This window comes from Limnohabitans sp. 2KL-51, assembly GCF_003063645.1.
GTDB lineage: Bacteria > Pseudomonadota > Gammaproteobacteria > Burkholderiales > Burkholderiaceae_C > Limnohabitans_A.
On sequence record NZ_NESJ01000012.1, the window covers coordinates 78042 to 97213 of the forward strand.

Sequence of the window (19172 nt, forward strand, 5' to 3'; positions counted from 1 at the left end):
TCAATCGTTCAGGTGGCAAGCGGCCTGGTGCTGCGTGCCCACGGCTTTGAGCTCGGGCTCTTCCACCTTGCAGCGCTCAGTGGCCTTGGGGCAACGGGGGTGAAAGTGACAGCCGCTGGGGCGGTTCACCGGGTTAGGCACATCGCCGGTGAGCACGATGCGCTGCTTTTTGGCTTTGGGGTCCGGAATGGGCACGGCCGACAGCAGGGCCTCGGTGTAGGGGTGCTTGGGGCGGGTGTACAAATCGCGCGAGGGCGCGATCTCGACCACGCGGCCCAGGTACATCACGGCCACCCGGTTGCTGATGTGCTCGACCACCGACAAATCGTGCGCGATGAACAAATAGGTCAGGCCCATTTTGGCCTGCAGGTCTTCGAGCAGGTTGATGACCTGCGCCTGAATCGACACATCAAGGGCCGACACCGGTTCGTCACACACGATCAATTTGGGCGACACGGCCAAAGCACGGGCAATGCCGATGCGCTGGCGCTGGCCGCCCGAAAACTCGTGCGGAAAGCGCCGCATGTGGTCGGCGTTCAAGCCCACGGTTTCCAGCAAATCGACCACGCGGGCCTGGTATTCAGTGGGCGACTTGGTGAGCTTGTGGATGGTCAGCGCTTCACCAATGATGGCTTCGACCGTCATGCGCGGGTTGAGCGAGGCGAACGGGTCCTGAAAAATGATCTGCATGTCACGCCGCACTTCGCGCAGCGCTTGAGGGTTCATGGCGGTGACGTCCTGGCCATCGAATCGCACCTCGCCATTGCTGGGCTCGATCAGGCGCAAGATGCAACGGCCCGTGGTGGACTTGCCGCAACCGGACTCGCCCACCATGCCCAGGGTTTCCCCGGCAGCAATGCTGAAGCTGACGCCGTCCACGGCATGCACTCGGTCAACTTCACGGCTGAGCAGCCCCCCCTTGATCGGGAAGTATTTGGTCAAGCCCTTGACCTGCAAAAGTTCGGGCGCTTGGTCGGGCGCTTGGCTGATCGCATCGGATGCGTGCGCAGCGTGGGGCAAAGAAGCGGTGTCTGATGTCATATCGCGAAGTGGCAAGCCACCCGGTGACCCGATGCCAGTTCACGCAGCTCGGGCATCTCGGATGCGCAACGGGCGTTGGCGTGCGGACACCGGGGCGCAAAGCGGCAACCGGGGGGAGGAAGGATCAACTTGGGCACAGAACCGGGAATAGCGTGCAAGCGCTGCTTATGGGCACTGTCTAGATCCAGGCGCGGGATGGAGCGGATCAGACCTTGGGTATAGGGGTGCGCAGGCGAGGCAAACAAGTCCTCCACCGAGGCCTCTTCAACCACCCGGCCTGCGTACATGACCACCACCCGCTGACAGGTTTCGGCCACCACACCCATGGCGTGCGTGATCAACAAAATGGACATGCCCATCTGCGACTTGAGCCGGTCCATCAGGTCCAGAATTTGCGCCTGAATGGTCACGTCCAGAGCGGTGGTGGGCTCATCGGCAATCAGCAGCTTGGGCTTGCAAGACAGGGCCATAGCGATCATCACGCGCTGGCGCATGCCCCCTGAAAACTGGTGCGGGTAATCGTCCACCCGCTGCTCGGGTTTAGGAATGTTCACCAAACCCAGCATCTCGATGGCACGGTTTTTGGCCTGCTTGGCACTGAGGCCTTCGTGCAATCGCAAGGATTCAGCAATTTGCTCACCCACCGTCAAGACAGGGTTGAGCGAGGTCATGGGCTCCTGGAACACCATGGCGATCTCACGGGCGCGGATCTTTTGCATCGCCGCCGAGTCGGCCTGCACCAGATCCTGCCCTTCGAACCAGATCTGGCCGTGGGCAATGCGGCCCGGCGGCATGGCCAGCAGCTTCATGATGGTCATGGCCGTGACGCTTTTGCCACAACCGGACTCACCCACCACGCCCAGCGTCTCGCTGCGGTCAATGTGGAAACTCACCCCATCGACCGCATGCAAGATACCGTCGTCGGTGTCAAAGTGCACCTGCAGATCCTGGACTTTCAACAACGCTTGGCTCATCCGTCAACCTCTTTAAAGCACACGGCGCGGGTCGTAGGCATCGCGCAGACCGTCACCGATGTAGTTGATGGTCAACACCGTGATGAAAATCAACAAGCCAGGAAACAAGGCCCAGTGCGGCGCAATGTCCATGTGGTCCTTGGCGTCAAACAAAATGCGGCCCCAGGTGGGTATGTCGGGCGGAAACCCCAGGCCCAAAAAGGACAAGGTCGACTCGGCAATGATGGCCGCCGCTACGTCGATGGTGGCCGCCACGATCACCGGCCCCATGGCGTTGGGCAAGATGTGCACCGTGACTTGCCGCCAGGGGCTGGCCCCCAAGGCCCGTGCCGCTTCCACGAATTCCTTTTCGCGCAGCGACAAAAATTGGGCACGCACCAGGCGGGCCACCGGCATCCAGCGCAAGCCGCCAATCACCGCCACCACCAAGATGAATACCCCCATCTCGGCACCCACCCATTTTTTGAGGGTGTCATTGAACAGGTAAAAAATCAGCAGCAACAAGGGTAACTGGGGCAAAGACAAGAACAAGTCGGTCAGCCACATCAAAAACACATCAACAGGCCCCTTGGACATGCCCGCCACCGCGCCCACCACCACCCCCACGGTGATTGCAATGACCATAGCCGCCAGGCCTACTGCCAGCGAAATGCGTCCGCCGTACAGCATGCGGGCCAGCAGGTCTTGCCCCAAATCGTCGGTGCCCAAGGGGTGCGCCCAAGAGGGCCCTTGCATGCGGGCGGTGAAATCAATCTCATTGATGGGCACACGCCAAATCCAGGGCCCGAGCAGTACGGCCAAAATAATGAAGCCCAAAATGAAAGCGCACACCACAGCCAGCCGGTGACGTTTGAAACGTCGCCAGGCCTCGCGGCCTGGCGACACCGGCGCTCGGGGGGTTGGGGCCTTCTCAGGCAAAGGAGATACGGGGGTCAAGCCAGCCATACAAAATATCTGCAATGAGGTTGCACGCAATCACCAGCGCGGAGAAAACAAAGGTCACCGCCATCACCACAGGCGTGTCATTGGCCAACATGGAACTGATGATCAAGGAGCCAATACCGGGCACCCGAAAAATCTGCTCAGTCACGATGGCCCCACCAAAAATGGCGGGCATCTGCAGGGCCACCAAAGTGACCACCGGGATCATCGCGTTGCGCAGCACATGCTTGGTGATGACCACTTTTTCGGACAAGCCTTTGGAGCGCGCCGTGGTCACATAGTCCAGCCGAATCACATCGAGCACAGCCGATCGCACATAACGCGTCCAGGCACCCGCCTGAAACAAGCCCAACACGGCAACCGGCATGATCATTTGCTTGAAATGCTCCCAGAGAAACCGCCAGCCTGTTTCAGGAATATCGGCCCGGTAGACAAATGGCAACCAGTCCAAATGGATGCTGAAAAACAAAATCAGCAAAATGCCCGTGAAGAATGTGGGCAGTGAAAACCCGATGAAGGCCAAGGTGCTGGCGATCTGGTCAAACAAGGAGTAAGGCCGAGTCGCGGCATAAACACCCACCGGAATGGCAATGCACAAGGCCAACAATTGCGACGAGCCAATCACCAGCAAGGTGACCGGGATGCGGTCCATGATCAGCGTATCAACATTGATGCGGCTGATGAAGGAGTAACCCCAATCCCCTTGAACCATGGCCACAAGCCAGTTCCAGTAACGGACCATCAGGGGGTCGTCCAAGCCGAATTTCTCACGCAAGGACAAGGCCACCTCAGGTGGGATATTCGGATTGGAGACCAGTTCCGAAAATGGATCACCCGGAGCCATGGCCAGCACTGTGAACAGCAACAAGCTGATGCCCAACAAACTGGGCACGGCGATCATGAGTCGCCGCAAGACATAGTGAAACATGAATCAGACGTTTCGGAACCAGTCTTTGAGCATCCACAGGTCGTTGTCCCAGCCGCTCAAAGGCGCGACCAGGTTGTTCACGGCGCCAGCAGTGCGTGGGCGATACACAACGGGAATGATGGCCACATCATTGACCGGCATGTCGTTCATTTTGATGAACAAGGCGGCACGCTTGACCGGATCCATTTCCGACTGCGATTCCAAGTAGGCTTTGTCGTATTCCGGATTGCTGTAACGCGTGGAATTGCGACCCAGCCACTTGTTGGCCTTGGTGGCAAACTGATCGGTCAGGTACTGGTTCATGAACACCTCAGGGTCGGGCTGAGGCATGGTGGTGGTGAACATCTGAATGTCGCAAAAGAACTTGGTGTACGTGTCTGGGTTGGCCGGGTCGGACGAAAAGTACACCGAGGCCGGCACCGATTTCAATTCCAAATCAATGCCTGCCCGTTGCGCTGCTTGCTTGATGATTTGCTGGGTTTTTTGGCGTGGGCCATTGATGGACGTTTGAAACACGAACTTGAGTTTTTTGCCGCCTTTTTCGCGAATGCCATCCGCACCTTTTTTCCATCCTGCTGTCTCCAGCACCTGAATGGCTTTGTCGATGTTGAACTCGAATTTGGTGTTTTTGGAAGCGAAACGCTGGGGGTTATTCAGAAAGTTGGCCGTGGCAATGCCCGTGCGTCCATAAATGAATTTTTGAATACCCGCACGGTCAACCAGCAAGTTCAGGGCCTGGCGCACAGCCAATTCTGAAAGAATGGGGTGTTTGGATTTTGGGTGGGCACGCTCACCGTCGATTTCAGTCCAGGGATCGGCCATGTTCAATTGAATGAACTCGATGTTGCCGCCTGGGGTGATGGATGTTTTGCCCTTGCCCCCTTGCTCCAGGCGAAGCAGCAACTCGTCTTCGACTTGCAAGTTCCAGGCGTAGTCGTACTCACCTGTTTGCAAAACAGCACGCGCCGCCGACACGGCATCCCCGCCGCCCTTCATCTCGATGCTGTCAAAGTAGGGGCGGTTGGCTTCATGGTAGCTCGTGTTGATCACACCGCGCAGCATGTCGCCCGGCTTGAAATCCAGAAATTTGTAGGGGCCTGTGCCCACGGGCTTGAGGTTGGCGGGTGCGTCGCGCGAGGTGGCACCTTTGAATGCGCCAAACACATGCTTGGGAATGATCATGCCTGCGGCACTGCAAAACGGGTCCGCCCAAAATGGCGAAGCCCTCTGGTACTCCACCTTGACCGTGTGGCTGTCGACCTTGGTCACTTTGATGTCTTTGTAGGTGCCAGCGGTGTAAGCGGCTGTGGCCGGATCCAAAGCGTACTCGTAGGTGAACACCACATCGTCGGCTGTGAAGGGCTTGCCATCGTGCCACTGCACATTTTTCTTCAACTTCCAGGTGATGGTTTTACCGTCCTTGGAGACCCCACCGTTGGCAGACGACGGCACTTCAGCCGCCAAAATGGGAATCATGTTGCCATCGCTGTCCCAAGCGCCCAAGGGCTCATAAAAGATGCGCGAGCCTTCTTGGTCCTTGGTGCCGCTGGCAAAGTGGGGTTGCAGCAATGTGGGGCCTTGCCACCAGAGCAACTTCAAGGGGCCGCCACCGCCGCGTTTGGTGGGCTTGTAGGCAGAGGCCGTTTGGGCCTGCGCCAGACCAGAGGTCAACAGCATTTGAGCAGCCATGGGCACGGTCAAGCCATAGCCGATCATGTTGCGAATGAAGTCCTTTCGACTGATGGCGTTTTCCCGGACCTGTTCAATCAATCCGCGCACTGCTTTTTCATCCATGTTCGTCTCCTGATTTAAAAATTGAATAAAGCCTCAAGGCTTGCTCTACACGTTACCCCTAAATATCTTGAACAGCATTAGGGTTATGCTTTAGATTCATACAAAACTATCCATCAGGAGACACCATGGCCCTTAAGAAAAGTTCCATCGCCTTGCCCAGCATGACGCCCGGCAGCCAGCGCAGTATTTCAGTTTTGCGCTTTGGCAAAGCCGGTGCACGGCCCAAGGTCTACATGCAAGCGGCCATCCATGCCAACGAAATGCCCGGCACCATGGCCATGCACCACCTCATGCCGCTGCTGACCGAGGCCGACAAGAAAGGTTTGATTCAGGGCGAAATTATTTTGGTTCCCACGGTCAACCCGATCGGTCAGGCCCAGTTGGTGGGCAACTCGCACGCGGGTCGCTACAACTTGCTGAGCTACGAAAACTTTAACCGCAACTGGATCGACCTGAGCGATGCCGTGGCAGAACGTGTGGGCAAGAAGCTGGGGGCGGATGCTGAGGCCAACGTGCGCTCTATCCGCAAAGCAGCGCAAGACAGCCTGAAAGCTTTGAAGCCCCTGAACGAACTGGGAACCTTGCGCGTTGAGGTGCAAAAACTCAGCTGCGATGCCGACTTTGTGCTGGACCTGCATTGCGATATTTACGCCGCCTTGCACCTGTTTGGCGCTAAAAACGATGTAGCCACAGGCACCCTGTCGACGCTTGCGGCCGACCTGGGCGTTGAAGCCACGATGTACAACGACCCCTATCCCAAGGCCCTGACGTTTTCAGGCGTGAACAGCGTGTTGTGGGCGCGACTGGCCGAGCAGTTCCCTCAGGCCAACATCCCACAAGCTTGCATGTCAGTGACGGTGGAGATGCGCAGCCAGCATGATGTGAGCGACGCATTGGGCCAGTCCGATGCGCAGAACCTGTACCGCTGGCTGGTGCGCCAGGGTGTGGTGGGCGGCAAGGCGGCACCGCTGAAAAAATTGAAAGCCACGCCCGCACCCATGAGCGGCATGGACGTGGGCTACAGCACCTGCACCGGCTTTTTGGTGTTCCACGTCAAGCCCGGTGCCAAGGTCAAAAAAGGCCAAGCCATTTGCGATGTGATCGATCCAGCCAACCCCCACGGCGCCAAAGGCCGAACCACCTTCAAGAGCCAGACCGATGGGGTGATTTTTTCCAGGCGTCTGGACGGTTATCTGTCCTGGCCTGGCCAGGTGATGTACCGCATTTGCGGCCCCAAGCCCCTGCCCCACCGCATCGGTGCCACGGGCTTGGACGACTAATCACCCAACTGCCTTTGTAGGAGCCCACCCCGTGGGCGATGGCTTGCCTTGGCGGTGTGCGTTCAATCGCCCACAGGGTGGGCTCCTACAAAACATCAGCGGGTTCGTTCAAAAAACGCTCCACCAAGCGCGTCCAATACGCCGCGCCCACCGACAAGTTGGCGTCGTTGAAATCGTATTTGGCGTTGTGCAGCATGACGCTGTCCAGGCCGTTGCCCAAACGTAGAAAACTGCCAGGCTTGTGCTGCAGGTAATAAGCAAAATCTTCACTGCCCGTGACTGGCCCGAAGGGAAACACCACCTGCTCAGGGCCGACCAATTCTTCGGCCACTTGGCGTGCGAAATCGGTTTCGGCCTCGCTGTTGATGACCACCGGGTAACCGCGCTCGTACTCGATCTCGACCTCGCCGCCATACGAGCTGACCTGGTCGCGCACTAAATGCGTGATGCGCTCTTGCAAGCGGTTGCGCACCTCGGGGCTGAACGAGCGGATGCTCAAACCCATGGTGGCGAACTCGGGGATCACGTTGGACGCTTGGCCCGCGTGCACCGAACCAATGGTCACCACCGCCGTCTGTGTGGGGTCGATGTTGCGCGAGACCACGGTTTGCAAAGCCATGATCAAACTGCCCGCGATCATCACCGGGTCCACTGCCTGGTGGGGCCTGGCCGCATGGCCGCCACGTCCAATGACCTTGATGCGGCAGTTGTCCGAGGCCGACATGAAAGCGCCCTTGCCAAACATGAAAGTGCCCTGCGCTGCACCGGGATGGTTGTGCATGCCAAAAATTGCGTCACAGGGAAAGCGCTCGAACAAACCATCGGCAATCATTTGCTGTGCGCCGCTGTTCTTGCCGGCCTCTTCGGCCGGTTGAAACACCAGGTGCACCGTGCCCTGAAACTGCCGCGTTTTGGCCAGTTGCTGCGCGGCCCCCATCAGCATGGCCGTGTGGCCATCGTGACCGCAGGCGTGCATGGTGCCTGCATGGGTACTGGCATAGGGCCTGCCGGTTTCTTCATGAATAGGCAAAGCGTCCATGTCGGCGCGCAAGGCAATGCCGCGGCCTTCGCCGTTGCTCAGCGAGGCCACCAAACCGTGCCCGCCCACATGGCGCGTGACGAGGTAGCCCCAGCCCTCCAGGCGGTCCCCCACCCATTGCGCGGTGGATTTTTCCTGAAACGACAGCTCAGGAAACTTGTGCAGGTGCTGGCGCGCTTCGCGCAGCGAGGGCTCGGCATCGAGCAGGTCCGAGATTTGGCAAAAACAGGTGTAACGAGCGTTCATTGCAGACTTTCAACGTGACAGCGCAGGCACAGTGCCCGAGCCCAGATCCCAATACAAACCGGTCATGACCGTCAAGGCCTCGCGCAGCAACTCGGCAGGCAAATGCTCATTGGGCGCATGCTGCGAACAGCCGGGGTAAGAGTGTGGCACCCAAATGGTTTTCAGGCCCAGCACGTCGGTGAAGATGTCATTGGGCAAAGAGCCGCCCAGGTTGGGCAGCACCGCCGGTTTTTTGCCCGTGCTGCGGGCCAGCGAATCCACCGCCCAGCGCACCCAATCGTCGTCCGGGTCGATGCGCGTGGCCTTGAACAACTCGTCGCGTGCCGGCTTGATCTGCACAAACCCAAAACCGTGCCGGTCCAAGTGCCTGCGCAAAGCGGACAAGATGTCGTTCGGGTCAATGCCCACCACAAAGCGCAACTGCCCGCAGGCCCAGGCCCGAGCCGGAATGGCATTGACCGGCGTGTCGGGGTTACCGGTTTTGAAGGCCAGCACCTCAAACGAAGACCAGCCAAACACACGCTCAGCGGGGCTCAAGCCCGGCTGACCCCAGCCCGGCTCGATCTCAGGTCCATCGGCACCGCCATTCACTTCGCAATCGGCCAGCACGCGGCGCACCGATTCGGGCAAAGAAGCCGGTTTCCACTCGGGCACCAAAATTTCACCTGTGGCCGACACCAGGCTGGCCAGCGCATGCGCCATCTGAATGCCGGGGTTGGAGATCAGGCCGCCCCAGTTGCCCGAATGGTGAGCGCCCGCGCGCGCTTCGATCGTCAACTCAAAATTGATGCAGCCGCGTGAGCCCAAGAAAATCGTGGGCCGCTCTGCACGCAGCCGCGGTCCGTCAGACGCGATCAGCAGATCGGCTTGCATCAAGTTGCGGTTCTCGGCACACACATCGCGCAAGCCCGGCGAGCCGGTTTCCTCACCCATCTCGATCAGGTATTTGGCGTTGAAGCCCAAGCGCCCCCGCTCGGCCAGGACGCAGGCCATGGCCTGCAGGTTCACACTGTGCTGGCCTTTATTGTCGGCAATGCCCCGCCCATACCAGCGCCCGGCCTGCTCGGTCAGTGTCCAGGGCGATAAGCCACTTTTCCATTCTTTGTCCAAGCCCCGAATCACATCGCCGTGGCCGTAACCCAGTGCGGTGGGCAAAGCGGGGTCTTCGATGCGTTCGGCCCACAAAAACGGCGCTTTGGCCTTGGGGTGATGCAACAAACGGCAGGCAAAGCCCATGGCTTCAAAGGCCGGTTGCATCTCTTGCGTCAGATAAGCCTTTAGCTGCTCGGCCCGTTCGGGGTTCTGGCTTTCAGTGGGGGCGGCCACGCGCCGCGCCAGGGTTTGCTGGAAATGGCCCTCGTCAAAATGGCGCTGGGCTCGGTCAATGGCGGCTTGTCGGCTCATGGGGTCTTTCCAAAGCCACGAAAAGTCGTGGCAGGTGAAGTCAAACCACCAAGGTGCCAGCACAGCGCCTGCAAGTCAAGCACCCAGGTGCTGGCCTGGCCCCCAGGTGACAGCCGGTTGTGATTTCAGCGCCTGCCGCTGCCCGGTTTGGCAAAGTCGGCATAGACCCAGGCCTGGGCCGTTTGGCGGTTGAGCTTGAACCCGGCATCGACTTTGATTTCAGCCAATTCATCGCCGCCTTCGTCCTGCGCGCTCAGTAAGGCATAGGGGTTGTCCTCGTCGGGCACGATGCGCAGCAGCACCGTGACGCGGCTGTCCTGACCATTGACGGTCACGCTCTGATTCAGTTGCGCATGCAACTGCTGCTCGCTGCGGCGTACAAACTCGCTGGCGGTTTTGACCAAGGTGATGAAGGCGTTGCCATCCAGAGGCTTGGGGTTCTTTTTGTCTCGGCCCATGGTCCAGGGGCCGACCAGCGCCGGCTCGGACGCACCGGCTTTGAACATCGCCACGGCCCAGCCGTCGTCGTCTTCATTTTTGATGACTTGGGCGGTCCATTGCTCGTCTTGCCAAAGACGGGGTTCTTGCAGCAGCGGCGTGTCGGGTGTGTCGTCGGTCATGGTTTGTTGGCGAAATGGGGGAAGGCGATCATGCCTCATGAAGTCATGCTCATCCGGCATGGGATGAATTTTTGTAGGAGCCCACCCCGTGGGCGATGGGCGTGGCACACGCCCTGAAAACCATCGCCCACGGGGTGGACTCCAACAAGGAAAATTCAAGGCTGCAAATGCAAAGCCAAGACCAGCACCTGGCTTGCGCCTTGCTCGCGCAACAGTGCCGCTGCCACGGTGGCGGCCCAGCGGGTGCGCACTGTGCTGGCGACCAGCAGCACAGGCCCTGCGGGCAAATCTGCACCAGAAGCCAAAGAAATGGCCGACTCCAGATGCGACACAACAGGGGTTGAGGCGGTGTTGTCAGGCGCAGACTCGCCGCGCCAGCTGAACACATCGTGCAGCGGCAAGCGCCCCTTGCGCGCAATGTGCTCGGCCAGCACGCGGTTGGCCGTCATGTCGGGCGCGGGCAGCGGCACCACGCACACCGGGCGCGCAGGCCAGGTCTTGGCCCAGCGTCCCAGCGTGGCCAAGGCCCCGGCCAGTAAATCGGGCGGCATATCACCGGGGGCCAAGCGCAAAGCCTGAAGCTCGGCCACCCAGCCCGGATCGTCGGCAAAGGCCACAGCGCGGCCCAAATCAAAACCGCGAATCGCCCCCTTACGCCCCACCCCACTTGGCCAGCGCTTGCGCGGCTCGATGTCCACGTCCATGCCGCGCAAGAAGTTGCGGGCCGCGATCAGCTTCTCTTGTGAAGGCGCGAGGCCCGGAAAAGGCAAATGCCCCGTGCACACCGAGCAACGCCCGCATGGCGCAGGCGACGGGTCGTCCAGCGCAGTCTGCAAATAGGCCATCAGGCAGCCCGCACCCTGCGCGTACTGGCGCATGATGCCCGCCTCTTGCTGGCGCACCTGGGCCAGCGCGGTCCACTTGGCGGTGTCGTGCTCATAGGGCACGCCCGTGGCGCGCCAGGCCGAGCCATCCTTGTCCACCACGCCCTCCACCGCCAAAATTTTGAGCAACGCCTCCAAACGCCCCCGGCGCACGCCCGTGTCGGCTTCGATCTCGATCAGGCTACGCTCGTCACCCCCCAGACTTTGCAACACCTTGGCCGCTGTTTGCGGGTCAGGAATCGACGCGGTGGCGAAGTATTCCCAAATGCGCTCATCGGCGTCCGACGGCAGCAACACCCCTTCGGCATGCGCCACCGCACGGCCCGCCCGCCCCACTTGCTGGTAATAGGCCACCGGGGTGGACGGTGAGCCCACATGAACACAAAACCCCAGGTCCGGCTTGTCGTACCCCATACCCAGCGCCGAGGTAGCCACCACCGCCTTGACCTGGTTGTGGCGTAAACGGTCTTCCACTTTCAGGCGCATGTCGGCGTCGGTCTGGCCCGAATAAGCATCGACCCCATGGCCGCAGCTGCGCAAAAAAGCAGTCAGCCGCTCGGCTTCGGACACCGTCAGCACATAAACAATGCCCGAGCCGGGCAATTGCTCCAGCGCATCGGCAATCCAGGCGTAGCGCTGCAAGGGCGACAAACCGGGCACCACCGACAGCGTGAGCGAGGTGCGGGCCAGCGTGCCGCGAAAAGTCACCGTGTTCGCACCCAACTGTTTGCCAATGTCGAGCGTCACTCGCTCGTTGGCCGTGGCCGTGGTGGCCAGCACGCTGGCGGTGGGCGTGGACAGCAGCGCACGCGCCAGCCGCTGGTAATCAGGCCTGAAATCAAAACCCCAATCGCTGATGCAATGCGCCTCGTCGATCACGATCAGGCCGACCCGGGCCAGCAAAGCGCCCAGCCGCGCCGCAAAGCGCGGGTTGCCCAAGCGTTCGGGCGAGACCAGCAGCACGTCGATGGCGTCCGCGTCCAGCTGCTGGAACACCTCGTCCCAGTCATCGATGTTGGTGGAGTTGACCGTGGCTGCTTTGAGGCCTGCACGCTCAGCCGCGCTCACCTGGTCGCGCATCAGCGCCAGTAAGGGCGAGACCACCAGCGTCGGGCCAGCACCCGTGCTGCGGATGGCGTGGGTGGCCGCCCAGTACACCGCCGACTTGCCCCATCCCGTGGCCTGCACCACCAACACGCGCGAGGCCGGTTGCAGCACGGCATGCACCGCGTCCACCTGGTCGACACGGGGCACAGCGCTCGGCCCGGCCAAGCGGGCCAGGATGGTGTGCATGTGACGTTCTGCAAATTCGCTCTGAACCCTGTCGGTGGTGGTCATTTGAAAGCTCCCCTGACGCCTTTAGCGGCGTTTGTATTGGAGGGCTATTTTGGGGCCAAAACCCCGGTTGCGGCTACCCCATCACGCCTTGCGCAGATGTGCATCCAGTCCCCGACGCGGTGCCGGGCCAATCGAAGGCCCATAGCCCAGACGCGTCCACATCTGCACCGTGTGCCTACGGTCCGTTGCGCCCAGCAAATCGTGCACGGCCTTGTAATGCGGAGCTTGTTCGGGGTATTCCTGCAGGGCCTGCGACAAGGGGTGCATGGACAAGCCCTGCGCCGTGGCGGCCAGTTGGGCCCGCACATAGGCACGTCCGGTTTACAGCTGTGTAATGCGACCGCTTTCTCTGCTCAGCGGATGATCTGGGTCAAAGAAATACCGAGATGGCGATGCCTTCTTAAAACACCCAATATCGCCATCACTGCGGCCAATAAGATCATCGCCCACTCAGATAGAGTTGGGATGGCCTCAGCGGTACTTGCCACCACTGCCGGCCCACCCGGATCAACAATCGTGCTGTTGGCCGTCCGGTCGTGGTCGCCCTCCCCGCCATCGGTCAGCGTCAGCGTCACACTCTTGCGGTCGTTGGAGAAGCTGACCCTGTTGGCTGCCAGCGGGTACCACCCATCGGTGGTGGGGCTGCTCTGAGTGCGGCCGTACTTCATGTACACCGCCCCTGCAGGGATCGCCTCCGTGTAATGGATGGTCACAGTGGCATCGCTGCCTAAAGCGCCAGAGGTCAGGGTAAAAGATGCCAAGCCTTGGGGGAACGTGTAATTGGCAGGCGGCGGCGTTGCGGGCGAGTTGTTGGCACCTCGCGCAGGCGTAAAGTTGACACTGCTCGTGTTCAGAGCCCAGTTGTTATTGCTGTTGGAGGGCACAGACACCATGCCCGTGTTGTTGCCACCTGTCGACGTCCAGTTGGCTGCGCAAGAAGCATTCGAACTACCACCCGAGCCGTTGCAACTCCAAGTGTACTGGCCGTTGGCCGAGGCAACAACCGAGGCCGTACCTGCGGTACACAGGTTTGCAGAAGGTACGAACGCAAAAATTTGTCCACTGGCGCTGCCGCATGTGCCCGCGGCCGACGGCAAAACGGGCGCTACCGAGTTTGTCGCTCCGGATGCCGAGCTTGCGCCTGCACTGTTGCTGGCCGTGACCGTGAAGGTGTAAGCCGTCCCGTTGGTCAGCCCCGTCACAATGATCGGGCTGGAGGTGCCAGTCGCGGTGACGCCCCCCGGGCTGGATGTCACTGTATAGCTGGTAATTGGAGAGCCCCCGTTGGAGGTTGGAGGTAAGAAACTGACGGTCACCTGCCCATTGCCGGCCGTGGTGGTCGTGACGGTGGGCGTCCCTGGAAGAATGGCGTTGACTGTGAACGTCTGGGTCACGGTAGGCGCGGCCTGGTAAGACAGGTCTCCAGCCTGATTGGCATTGATGGTGCAAGTGCCTGCACTTATCAATGTGAGCGCACCACCGCTGGTGATCGTACAAACGCCGGTCGTTGAAGATGTGAACGACACCGCCAACGACGAGGTGGAAGTCGCGGTCAAGGTAGGTGTGGTGCCAAAGTTTTGTGCGCCGGGATTTGCAAAGGTCATTGTTTGCGATGCCTTAGGCGTCACTGTGTTTGACGCTGTCGATCCCGCGCTGGTGCCTGCGCTGTTGGTCGCAGTCACCGTGAAGGTGTAAGCCGTGCCATTGGTCAGGCCCGTCACAGTGATCGGGCTGGCGGTTCCGGTACCGGTCAGCCCCCCGGGGCTCGATGTGACCGTATAGCCTGTTATGACTGCACCTCCGTTGAAAGCCGGCGCCGAGAAAGCAACCGAAGCCTGAGCATTGCCTGCGGTTGCTGCACCGATGGTCGGCGTACCGGGTACCACCGTATTGACGCTGAAGGAACGGGTAACGGTCGAAGCCACCAAATAACTCGCATCACCAGCCTGATCGACGTTGATGGTGCAGGTGCCTGTGGTCACAAATGTGAGCGATCCACCGCTGGTAATCGTACACACGCCGGTCGTTGAAGATGTGAACGACACCGCCAAGGACGAGGTGGAAGTCGCGGTCAAAGTGGGTGTGGTCCCAAAGTTTTGTGCGCCAGGATTTGCAAACGTAATGGTTTGCGACGGCTTGGGCGCTACCGAGTTTGTCGCTCCGGATGCCGAGCTTGCGCCTGCACTGTTGCTGGCCGTGACCGTGAAGGTGTAAGCCGTCCCGTTGGTCAGCCCCGTCACAATGATCGGGCTGGAGGTGCCAGTCGCGGTGACGCCCCCCGGGCTGGATGTCACTGTATAGCTAGTAATTGGAGAACCCCCGTTGGAGGTTGGAGGTAAGAAACTGACGGTCACCTGCCCATTGCCGGCCGTGGTGGTCGTGACGGTGGGCGTCCCTGGAAGAATGGCGTTGACTGTGAACGTCTGGGTCACGGTAGGCGCGGCCTGGTAAGACAGGTCTCCAGCCTGATTGGCATTGATGGTGCAAGTGCCTGCACTTATCAATGTGAGCGCACCAGCGCTGGTGATCGTACAAACACCCATCGTTGAAGATGTGAACGTCACAGCCAAGGACGAGGTGGAAGTCGCGCTCAAGGTGGGCGTAGTGCCAAAGTTTTGTGCACCAGGGTTTGAGAACGTGATGGTCTGCGATTGCGTGTTGACACCCGTCATCACGCGGTTGCCTGTTCCAGTGTCCGCGACAGCGACAAACAGGCCGTTGCCATAGGTCACGCTACGCCAAGCATTGGTAGGAGTGGTGTCAATAGTCCAGGTAATCCCGTCCGGACTGGTCATGCCTGTTCCTGAATTTGAAACAGCGACAAACAAGCCGTTGCCGTAAATCACGCTTTTCCAACTGTTGTCGGCTGCTGAGGAACGAGGGATCCAAGTGATCCCATCAGGGCTGGTCATCACGCGGTTGCCTGCTCCTGAATCAGAAACTGCTACAAATAGGCCGTTGCCGTAAGTCACGCTTCGCCATAGATTGTCAGCTGCAGAGGTGCGAGGAGTCCAGGTAATCCCATCAGGGCTGGTCATCACGCGCTGGCCAATGGACCCGACAAAAATAACCGCAACAAAAAGGCCGTTGCCGTAGATGACGCCACCAAAAGCCTGCGTCGGGGCTTGAAGAGTCCAGTTGACCCCGTCCGGGCTGGTCATCACACGGCGGCCCGCTCCGCTGTAAGCAACCGCGACAAACAAACCATTACCGTAAGTAACGCCCCCCCAATTAATGTTGGATGCCGCGGCTCTACCGGTCCAGGTGATGCCGTCAGGGCTGGTCATCACGAAGTTGCCCGATCCTGTCTCTGCAACAGCGACAAACAGGCCGTTGCCGTAGGTCACACTACTCCAAGTGTTGTCTGCTGCAGAGGTGCGAGGGGTCCAAGTGATGCCGTCCGGGCTGGTCATCACGCGGTTGCCGGTTCCTGAATTTGAAACAGCGACAAACAGGCCGTTTCCGTAAGTCACGCTTTTCCATGTGTTGTCTGCTGCAGAGGTGCGTGGGGTCCAAGTGAGCGCGTGAGCAGCCGTCGTACACACAACCATGGTCAGCAGGACCATGAACATCCTGCGACAGGCCTTCGGCCAGTCACCCAGAAACAATAGCTTTTTCATGGCCTTTTGCCATGAAAAAAACCCACCACCCTCTGATTTTTGAAGTTCATGATCGGCATGCAAGAAGTGAATGACCTGACAGATGTTTCAAGTCATTCCATCAGGTTCAAGCCCCGAACCTTTCTGAACCTTTCGCAGAAATTACAGGTGAAAAAAAGCCCGCTTCTTTTATTCGGAGCGGGCTTTGTGGCTTTCAGCGCTTAAGGATCAAGGGCGTCGACTGCGCAGTCGGGAGAAGCCAAACATGGCCATAAGCGACGCCATGAAGATCATCGCCCATTCGCTGAGGGTAGGGATGGCTTCTGCAGCGGGAGCTGAGACACAAGCGACCATCACGTTTGTCACATTCCCAGAAGCGGTACCCGCACCGTTGGTCACTGTGCAGGTCTGATTCGTAGGCTGCGTTCCAACCGTCACCGTGTAAGCGCTAGCGGAAATGATGGCGGTGGAGAAGGTGAAGGCGCCGTTGGCGTTGACGGTGAGGTCGTCACCCGCATTGTTCTTCAGCACGACACTCTGGCCAGTACCCAATCCAGAGACAGCGCCACCCACGGTGTAAGAAGGAGGACTCCAAGTGACTGTTGCACCACTCGCCCGCGAGAAGCCAGTCTGGGTGTTGTTTCCCACAGAACCGGTGCACGTGTTTAACCCACCAGAAGTTGAAACGATAAGGCATTTGTCGTTGTTGTATGACGAACCATCGGAAGAGACAAAAAATGAAACCCGGTCATTGATCGTGCCATTAGCACCAGAAAGCCATCTAGAAAGAAAAATGTCTGTGGATGTGATGTTTCCAAGGCCATTGGTGGTGACTTTGAAGTGATGTATTCGACTGCCGGCGTCGGTATTGCTGTAAGTGTTGATGCCATCCGAAAAGGAATAGGCGGTTGGCGTAATGATGGCGTTGTTGAGGCTGGTACCAAGAGGAGAAGATACGGTAAATGATCCTCCCTGGGTCATAGATGTCGTGAAGTTAGCACAGGGTTGGCCTGCCGGACAGCTGCTGAAGTTGAGGAAACTGCTGTAGCTTCCAGAGGAGTTTACCAAGTAGGTGGTGCTCTGTGCCAGCGCAATGCCATGCGATGCCGCTGTCAATACCAACGCTGCGAAAATTTTCTTCAAGTTCATGATCGACCTTTAGGGGAGTTGTCAAATTTGTCAATTCATTATTTCAAGTTCAAGCCCTGTACCTTTCTGAACCTTTCACAGAAATCACAGTTGAAAAAAAGCCCGCTTCTTTTATTCGGAGCGGGCTTTGTAGAGTTCAGCACGTGAGAATCAAGGGCGTCGACTGCGCAGTCGGGAGAAGCCAAACAGGGCCATAAGCGACGCCATGTAGATCATCGCCCATTCGCTGAGGGTGGGGATGGCTTCTGCAGCAGCCTGCGGGATGACGGTACCGGAAGCTGATGACAGAGCGCTGTTTCCGGCACTGTTCGTCGCGACCACAGCGCAGGTGTAGCTCTTGGCGTTGGTCAAACCTGAAACTGTGAGCGGAGACGACGCGCCCGTGGCGGTACTTGTTGCACCCCCATCGCTGGAAGTACAGGTGGCGGTGTAACCCGTGATCGCTGAGCCGCCGGTGGAGGTTGGCGCTGTGAAGCTCACCGTGGCCTGCCCATTGCCCGCTGTGGCGCTGCCAATCGTCGGTGCACCCGGAGCAGATGCCGGCGTCACCGAGTTCGACGCTGCTGATGCCGCACCGGTACCTGCGCTGTTTGTGGCAGTAACCGTGAAGGTATACGCCGTGCCGTTGGTCAATCCTGTCACCGTGATGGGGCTGGATGTGCCCGTGCCGGTTAACCCGCCGGGCGAGCAGGTGACGGTGTAACCCGTGATCGCTGCGCCGCCGTTGGAGGTTGGCGCCGTGAAGCTCACAGTGGCCTGCCCATTGCCTGCTATGGCGCTGCCAATCGTCGGCGCAGCCGGAGCAGATGCCGGGGTGATGGTGTTGGAAGCTGCGGATGCCGAGCTGGTGCCTGCACTGTTGGTCGCTGTCACCGAACAACTGTAAGCGGTGCCGTTGGTCAGCCCGGTCACCGTGATCGGGCTCGAAGTGCCCGTTGCAGTAACGCCGCCGGGCGAGCAGGTGACGGTGTAACCCGTGATCGCTGCGCCGCCGTTGGAGGTTGGCGCCGTGAAGCTCACAGTGGCCTGCCCATTGCCCGATGTGGCGCTGCCAATCGTCGGTGCACCCGGAGCAGATGCCGGCGTCACCGAGTTCGACGCTGCTGATGCCGCACCGGTACCTGCGCTGTTTGTGGCAGTAACCGTGAAGGTATACGCCGTGCCGTTGGTCAATCCTGTCACCGTGATGGGGCTGGATGTGCCCGTGCCGGTTAACCCGCCGGGGTTGGAGGTAACCGTGTAGCCCGTGATCGCTGCGCCGCCATTGGATGTTGGCGCCGTGAAGCTCACCGTGGCTTGCCCGTTGCCCGATGTGGCGCTGCCAATCGTCGGTGCACCCGGGGCCGTGGTCGGTGCTGTGCCAATGATCAGCGTGTAGGAGTCTGCAGTCGCACCGGTTCCCCAGGTCCAGGTGTAGGTTCCGTTGGTGAGGCCCAAGCCTGACAGCGTCCGTCCTGTCCAGGTTGCACCAGAGGAAATCGGGGCGTTCGATACATAATCACTAGGTAAAAGCACGGTTGGCCTGCTCCAGCTATTTAAGTTGGTGCCTATGACACCAACTGCAGAGCCCGAAGAGGTGGATACAACAGTACTGGCCCCGGCTCCAAAAGAAAGCGCAGTCGCGCTAACCTGAAACTGTTGAATGAAACCGCTACTCGCCGTACCGGTAGATAGCAAAGCCCTGTTCCCTGTAACTTCACTAGTCATTAAAAAGAGTGCATTAGTAGGCGCTGCCCCAGCAAGATTGAACGACCCGCTGCCGCTGGCGACCACATCGGAACCGCTCTGGTACACATACATCACAAAGGCCGCCTGGGCCATTTTGGGCAAAGCCAGTGATGCCAGCATCAATGCCAATATTGCGAAAATTTTCTTGAAGTTCATGATCGACCTGCAAAATTGAGTTGTCAGATTTGTCGATTCATTCCATCAGG

15 protein-coding genes are annotated in these 19172 nt (G+C 59.4%); 2 read left to right on the forward strand and 13 right to left on the reverse strand.

Annotated features, from left to right (window positions below; translation table 11 throughout):
• From B9Z49_RS13730 to B9Z49_RS13750, 5 genes are read right to left on the reverse strand one after another with little or no spacing between them, the layout of a single operon-like run.
• Positions 1 to 1041, reverse strand: coding sequence for an ABC transporter ATP-binding protein (locus B9Z49_RS13730; RefSeq protein ID WP_108354003.1), 1041 nt, complete (start codon positions 1039 to 1041; stop codon positions 1 to 3).
• Entirely contained in the window at positions 1038 to 2015 is a 978-nt protein-coding gene (locus B9Z49_RS13735; protein ID WP_108354004.1) for an ABC transporter ATP-binding protein, read from the reverse strand. Before B9Z49_RS13735 ends, B9Z49_RS13730 begins: the two co-directional genes overlap by 4 nt.
• Positions 2016 to 2027: 12 nt before the next feature.
• Positions 2028 to 2960 carry an ABC transporter permease gene (locus B9Z49_RS13740; protein WP_108354005.1) on the reverse strand — a complete coding sequence of 311 codons (933 nt, stop codon included), beginning with the start codon at positions 2958 to 2960 and terminating at the stop codon, positions 2028 to 2030.
• Entirely contained in the window at positions 2926 to 3885 is a 960-nt protein-coding gene (locus tag B9Z49_RS13745) for an ABC transporter permease (RefSeq protein ID WP_108354006.1), read from the reverse strand. Before B9Z49_RS13745 ends, B9Z49_RS13740 begins: the two co-directional genes overlap by 35 nt.
• A gap of 3 nt (positions 3886 to 3888) precedes the next feature.
• Positions 3889 to 5679 (reverse strand): peptide ABC transporter substrate-binding protein, encoded by a 1791-nt coding sequence (locus B9Z49_RS13750; protein ID WP_108354007.1) that lies wholly within the window; start codon positions 5677 to 5679, stop codon positions 3889 to 3891.
• Between the two features lie 125 nt (positions 5680 to 5804).
• Between B9Z49_RS13750 and B9Z49_RS13755 the strand changes: the two genes are divergently transcribed.
• Positions 5805 to 6959: a succinylglutamate desuccinylase/aspartoacylase family protein gene (locus tag B9Z49_RS13755; RefSeq protein ID WP_108354008.1), complete on the forward strand. Its 1155-nt coding sequence runs from the start codon at positions 5805 to 5807 to the stop codon at positions 6957 to 6959.
• 85 nt (positions 6960 to 7044) lie between these two features.
• On the opposite strand, the gene B9Z49_RS13760 is transcribed toward B9Z49_RS13755, so the two are convergent.
• The 8 genes from B9Z49_RS13760 to B9Z49_RS13795 form a co-directional block, all read right to left on the reverse strand.
• Positions 7045 to 8244 carry a M20 aminoacylase family protein gene (locus B9Z49_RS13760; RefSeq protein ID WP_108354009.1) on the reverse strand — a complete coding sequence of 400 codons (1200 nt, stop codon included), beginning with the start codon at positions 8242 to 8244 and terminating at the stop codon, positions 7045 to 7047.
• Between the two features lie 9 nt (positions 8245 to 8253).
• Positions 8254 to 9648, reverse strand: coding sequence for a M20 family metallopeptidase (locus tag B9Z49_RS13765; protein WP_108354079.1), 1395 nt, complete (start codon positions 9646 to 9648; stop codon positions 8254 to 8256).
• 125 nt (positions 9649 to 9773) lie between these two features.
• The gene (locus tag B9Z49_RS13770; protein ID WP_108354080.1) at positions 9774 to 10268 is read right to left on the reverse strand and encodes a hypothetical protein; all 495 of its coding nucleotides are present in this window, start codon (positions 10266 to 10268) and stop codon (positions 9774 to 9776) included.
• A gap of 155 nt (positions 10269 to 10423) precedes the next feature.
• The gene (locus B9Z49_RS13775; protein WP_233254626.1) at positions 10424 to 12490 is read right to left on the reverse strand and encodes an ATP-dependent DNA helicase RecQ; all 2067 of its coding nucleotides are present in this window, start codon (positions 12488 to 12490) and stop codon (positions 10424 to 10426) included.
• Positions 12491 to 12571: 81 nt separating this feature from the next.
• Entirely contained in the window at positions 12572 to 12796 is a 225-nt protein-coding gene (locus B9Z49_RS13780; protein ID WP_108354010.1) for a hypothetical protein, read from the reverse strand.
• 47 nt (positions 12797 to 12843) lie between these two features.
• Positions 12844 to 16110, reverse strand: a complete 3267-nt coding sequence (locus B9Z49_RS13785; RefSeq protein ID WP_146188532.1) for an IPTL-CTERM sorting domain-containing protein — start codon at positions 16108 to 16110, stop codon at positions 12844 to 12846.
• A gap of 207 nt (positions 16111 to 16317) precedes the next feature.
• A complete protein-coding gene (locus B9Z49_RS21625) occupies positions 16318 to 17238 on the reverse strand; it encodes an IPTL-CTERM sorting domain-containing protein (RefSeq protein WP_146188533.1) in 921 nt (306 codons plus the stop codon).
• Positions 17239 to 17388: 150 nt separating this feature from the next.
• On the reverse strand, positions 17389 to 18753 hold the full coding sequence (locus tag B9Z49_RS13795) for an IPTL-CTERM sorting domain-containing protein (protein ID WP_199225057.1): 1365 nt from the start codon (positions 18751 to 18753) through the stop codon (positions 17389 to 17391).
• A gap of 127 nt (positions 18754 to 18880) precedes the next feature.
• On the opposite strand from B9Z49_RS13795, the gene B9Z49_RS22045 reads away from it, so the two are divergent.
• The gene (locus tag B9Z49_RS22045; protein ID WP_199225058.1) at positions 18881 to 19141 is read left to right on the forward strand and encodes a hypothetical protein; all 261 of its coding nucleotides are present in this window, start codon (positions 18881 to 18883) and stop codon (positions 19139 to 19141) included.
• Positions 19142 to 19172: the final 31 nt, after the last annotated feature.

Excerpts from the sequence above, each read along its gene's own strand:
- B9Z49_RS13755 (WP_108354008.1), top strand. The coding sequence starts at position 5,805 with ATGGCCCTTAAGAAAAGTTCCATCGCCTTGCCCAGCATGACGCCCGGC.
- B9Z49_RS21625 (WP_146188533.1), bottom strand. The coding sequence starts at position 17,238 with ATGAACTTGAAGAAAATTTTCGCAGCGTTGGTATTGACAGCGGCATCG.
- B9Z49_RS13750 (WP_108354007.1), bottom strand. The coding sequence starts at position 5,679 with ATGGATGAAAAAGCAGTGCGCGGATTGATTGAACAGGTCCGGGAAAAC.
- B9Z49_RS22045 (WP_199225058.1), top strand. The coding sequence starts at position 18,881 with ATGAAACCGCTACTCGCCGTACCGGTAGATAGCAAAGCCCTGTTCCCT.
- B9Z49_RS13760 (WP_108354009.1), bottom strand. The coding sequence starts at position 8,244 with ATGAACGCTCGTTACACCTGTTTTTGCCAAATCTCGGACCTGCTCGAT.
- B9Z49_RS13735 (WP_108354004.1), bottom strand. The coding sequence starts at position 2,015 with ATGAGCCAAGCGTTGTTGAAAGTCCAGGATCTGCAGGTGCACTTTGAC.
- B9Z49_RS13730 (WP_108354003.1), bottom strand. The coding sequence starts at position 1,041 with ATGACATCAGACACCGCTTCTTTGCCCCACGCTGCGCACGCATCCGAT.
- B9Z49_RS13775 (WP_233254626.1), bottom strand. The coding sequence starts at position 12,490 with ATGACCACCACCGACAGGGTTCAGAGCGAATTTGCAGAACGTCACATG.
- B9Z49_RS13770 (WP_108354080.1), bottom strand. The coding sequence starts at position 10,268 with ATGACCGACGACACACCCGACACGCCGCTGCTGCAAGAACCCCGTCTT.
- B9Z49_RS13785 (WP_146188532.1), bottom strand. The coding sequence starts at position 16,110 with ATGAAAAAGCTATTGTTTCTGGGTGACTGGCCGAAGGCCTGTCGCAGG.
- B9Z49_RS13745 (WP_108354006.1), bottom strand. The coding sequence starts at position 3,885 with ATGTTTCACTATGTCTTGCGGCGACTCATGATCGCCGTGCCCAGTTTG.
- B9Z49_RS13765 (WP_108354079.1), bottom strand. The coding sequence starts at position 9,648 with ATGAGCCGACAAGCCGCCATTGACCGAGCCCAGCGCCATTTTGACGAG.
- B9Z49_RS13740 (WP_108354005.1), bottom strand. The coding sequence starts at position 2,960 with ATGGCTGGCTTGACCCCCGTATCTCCTTTGCCTGAGAAGGCCCCAACC.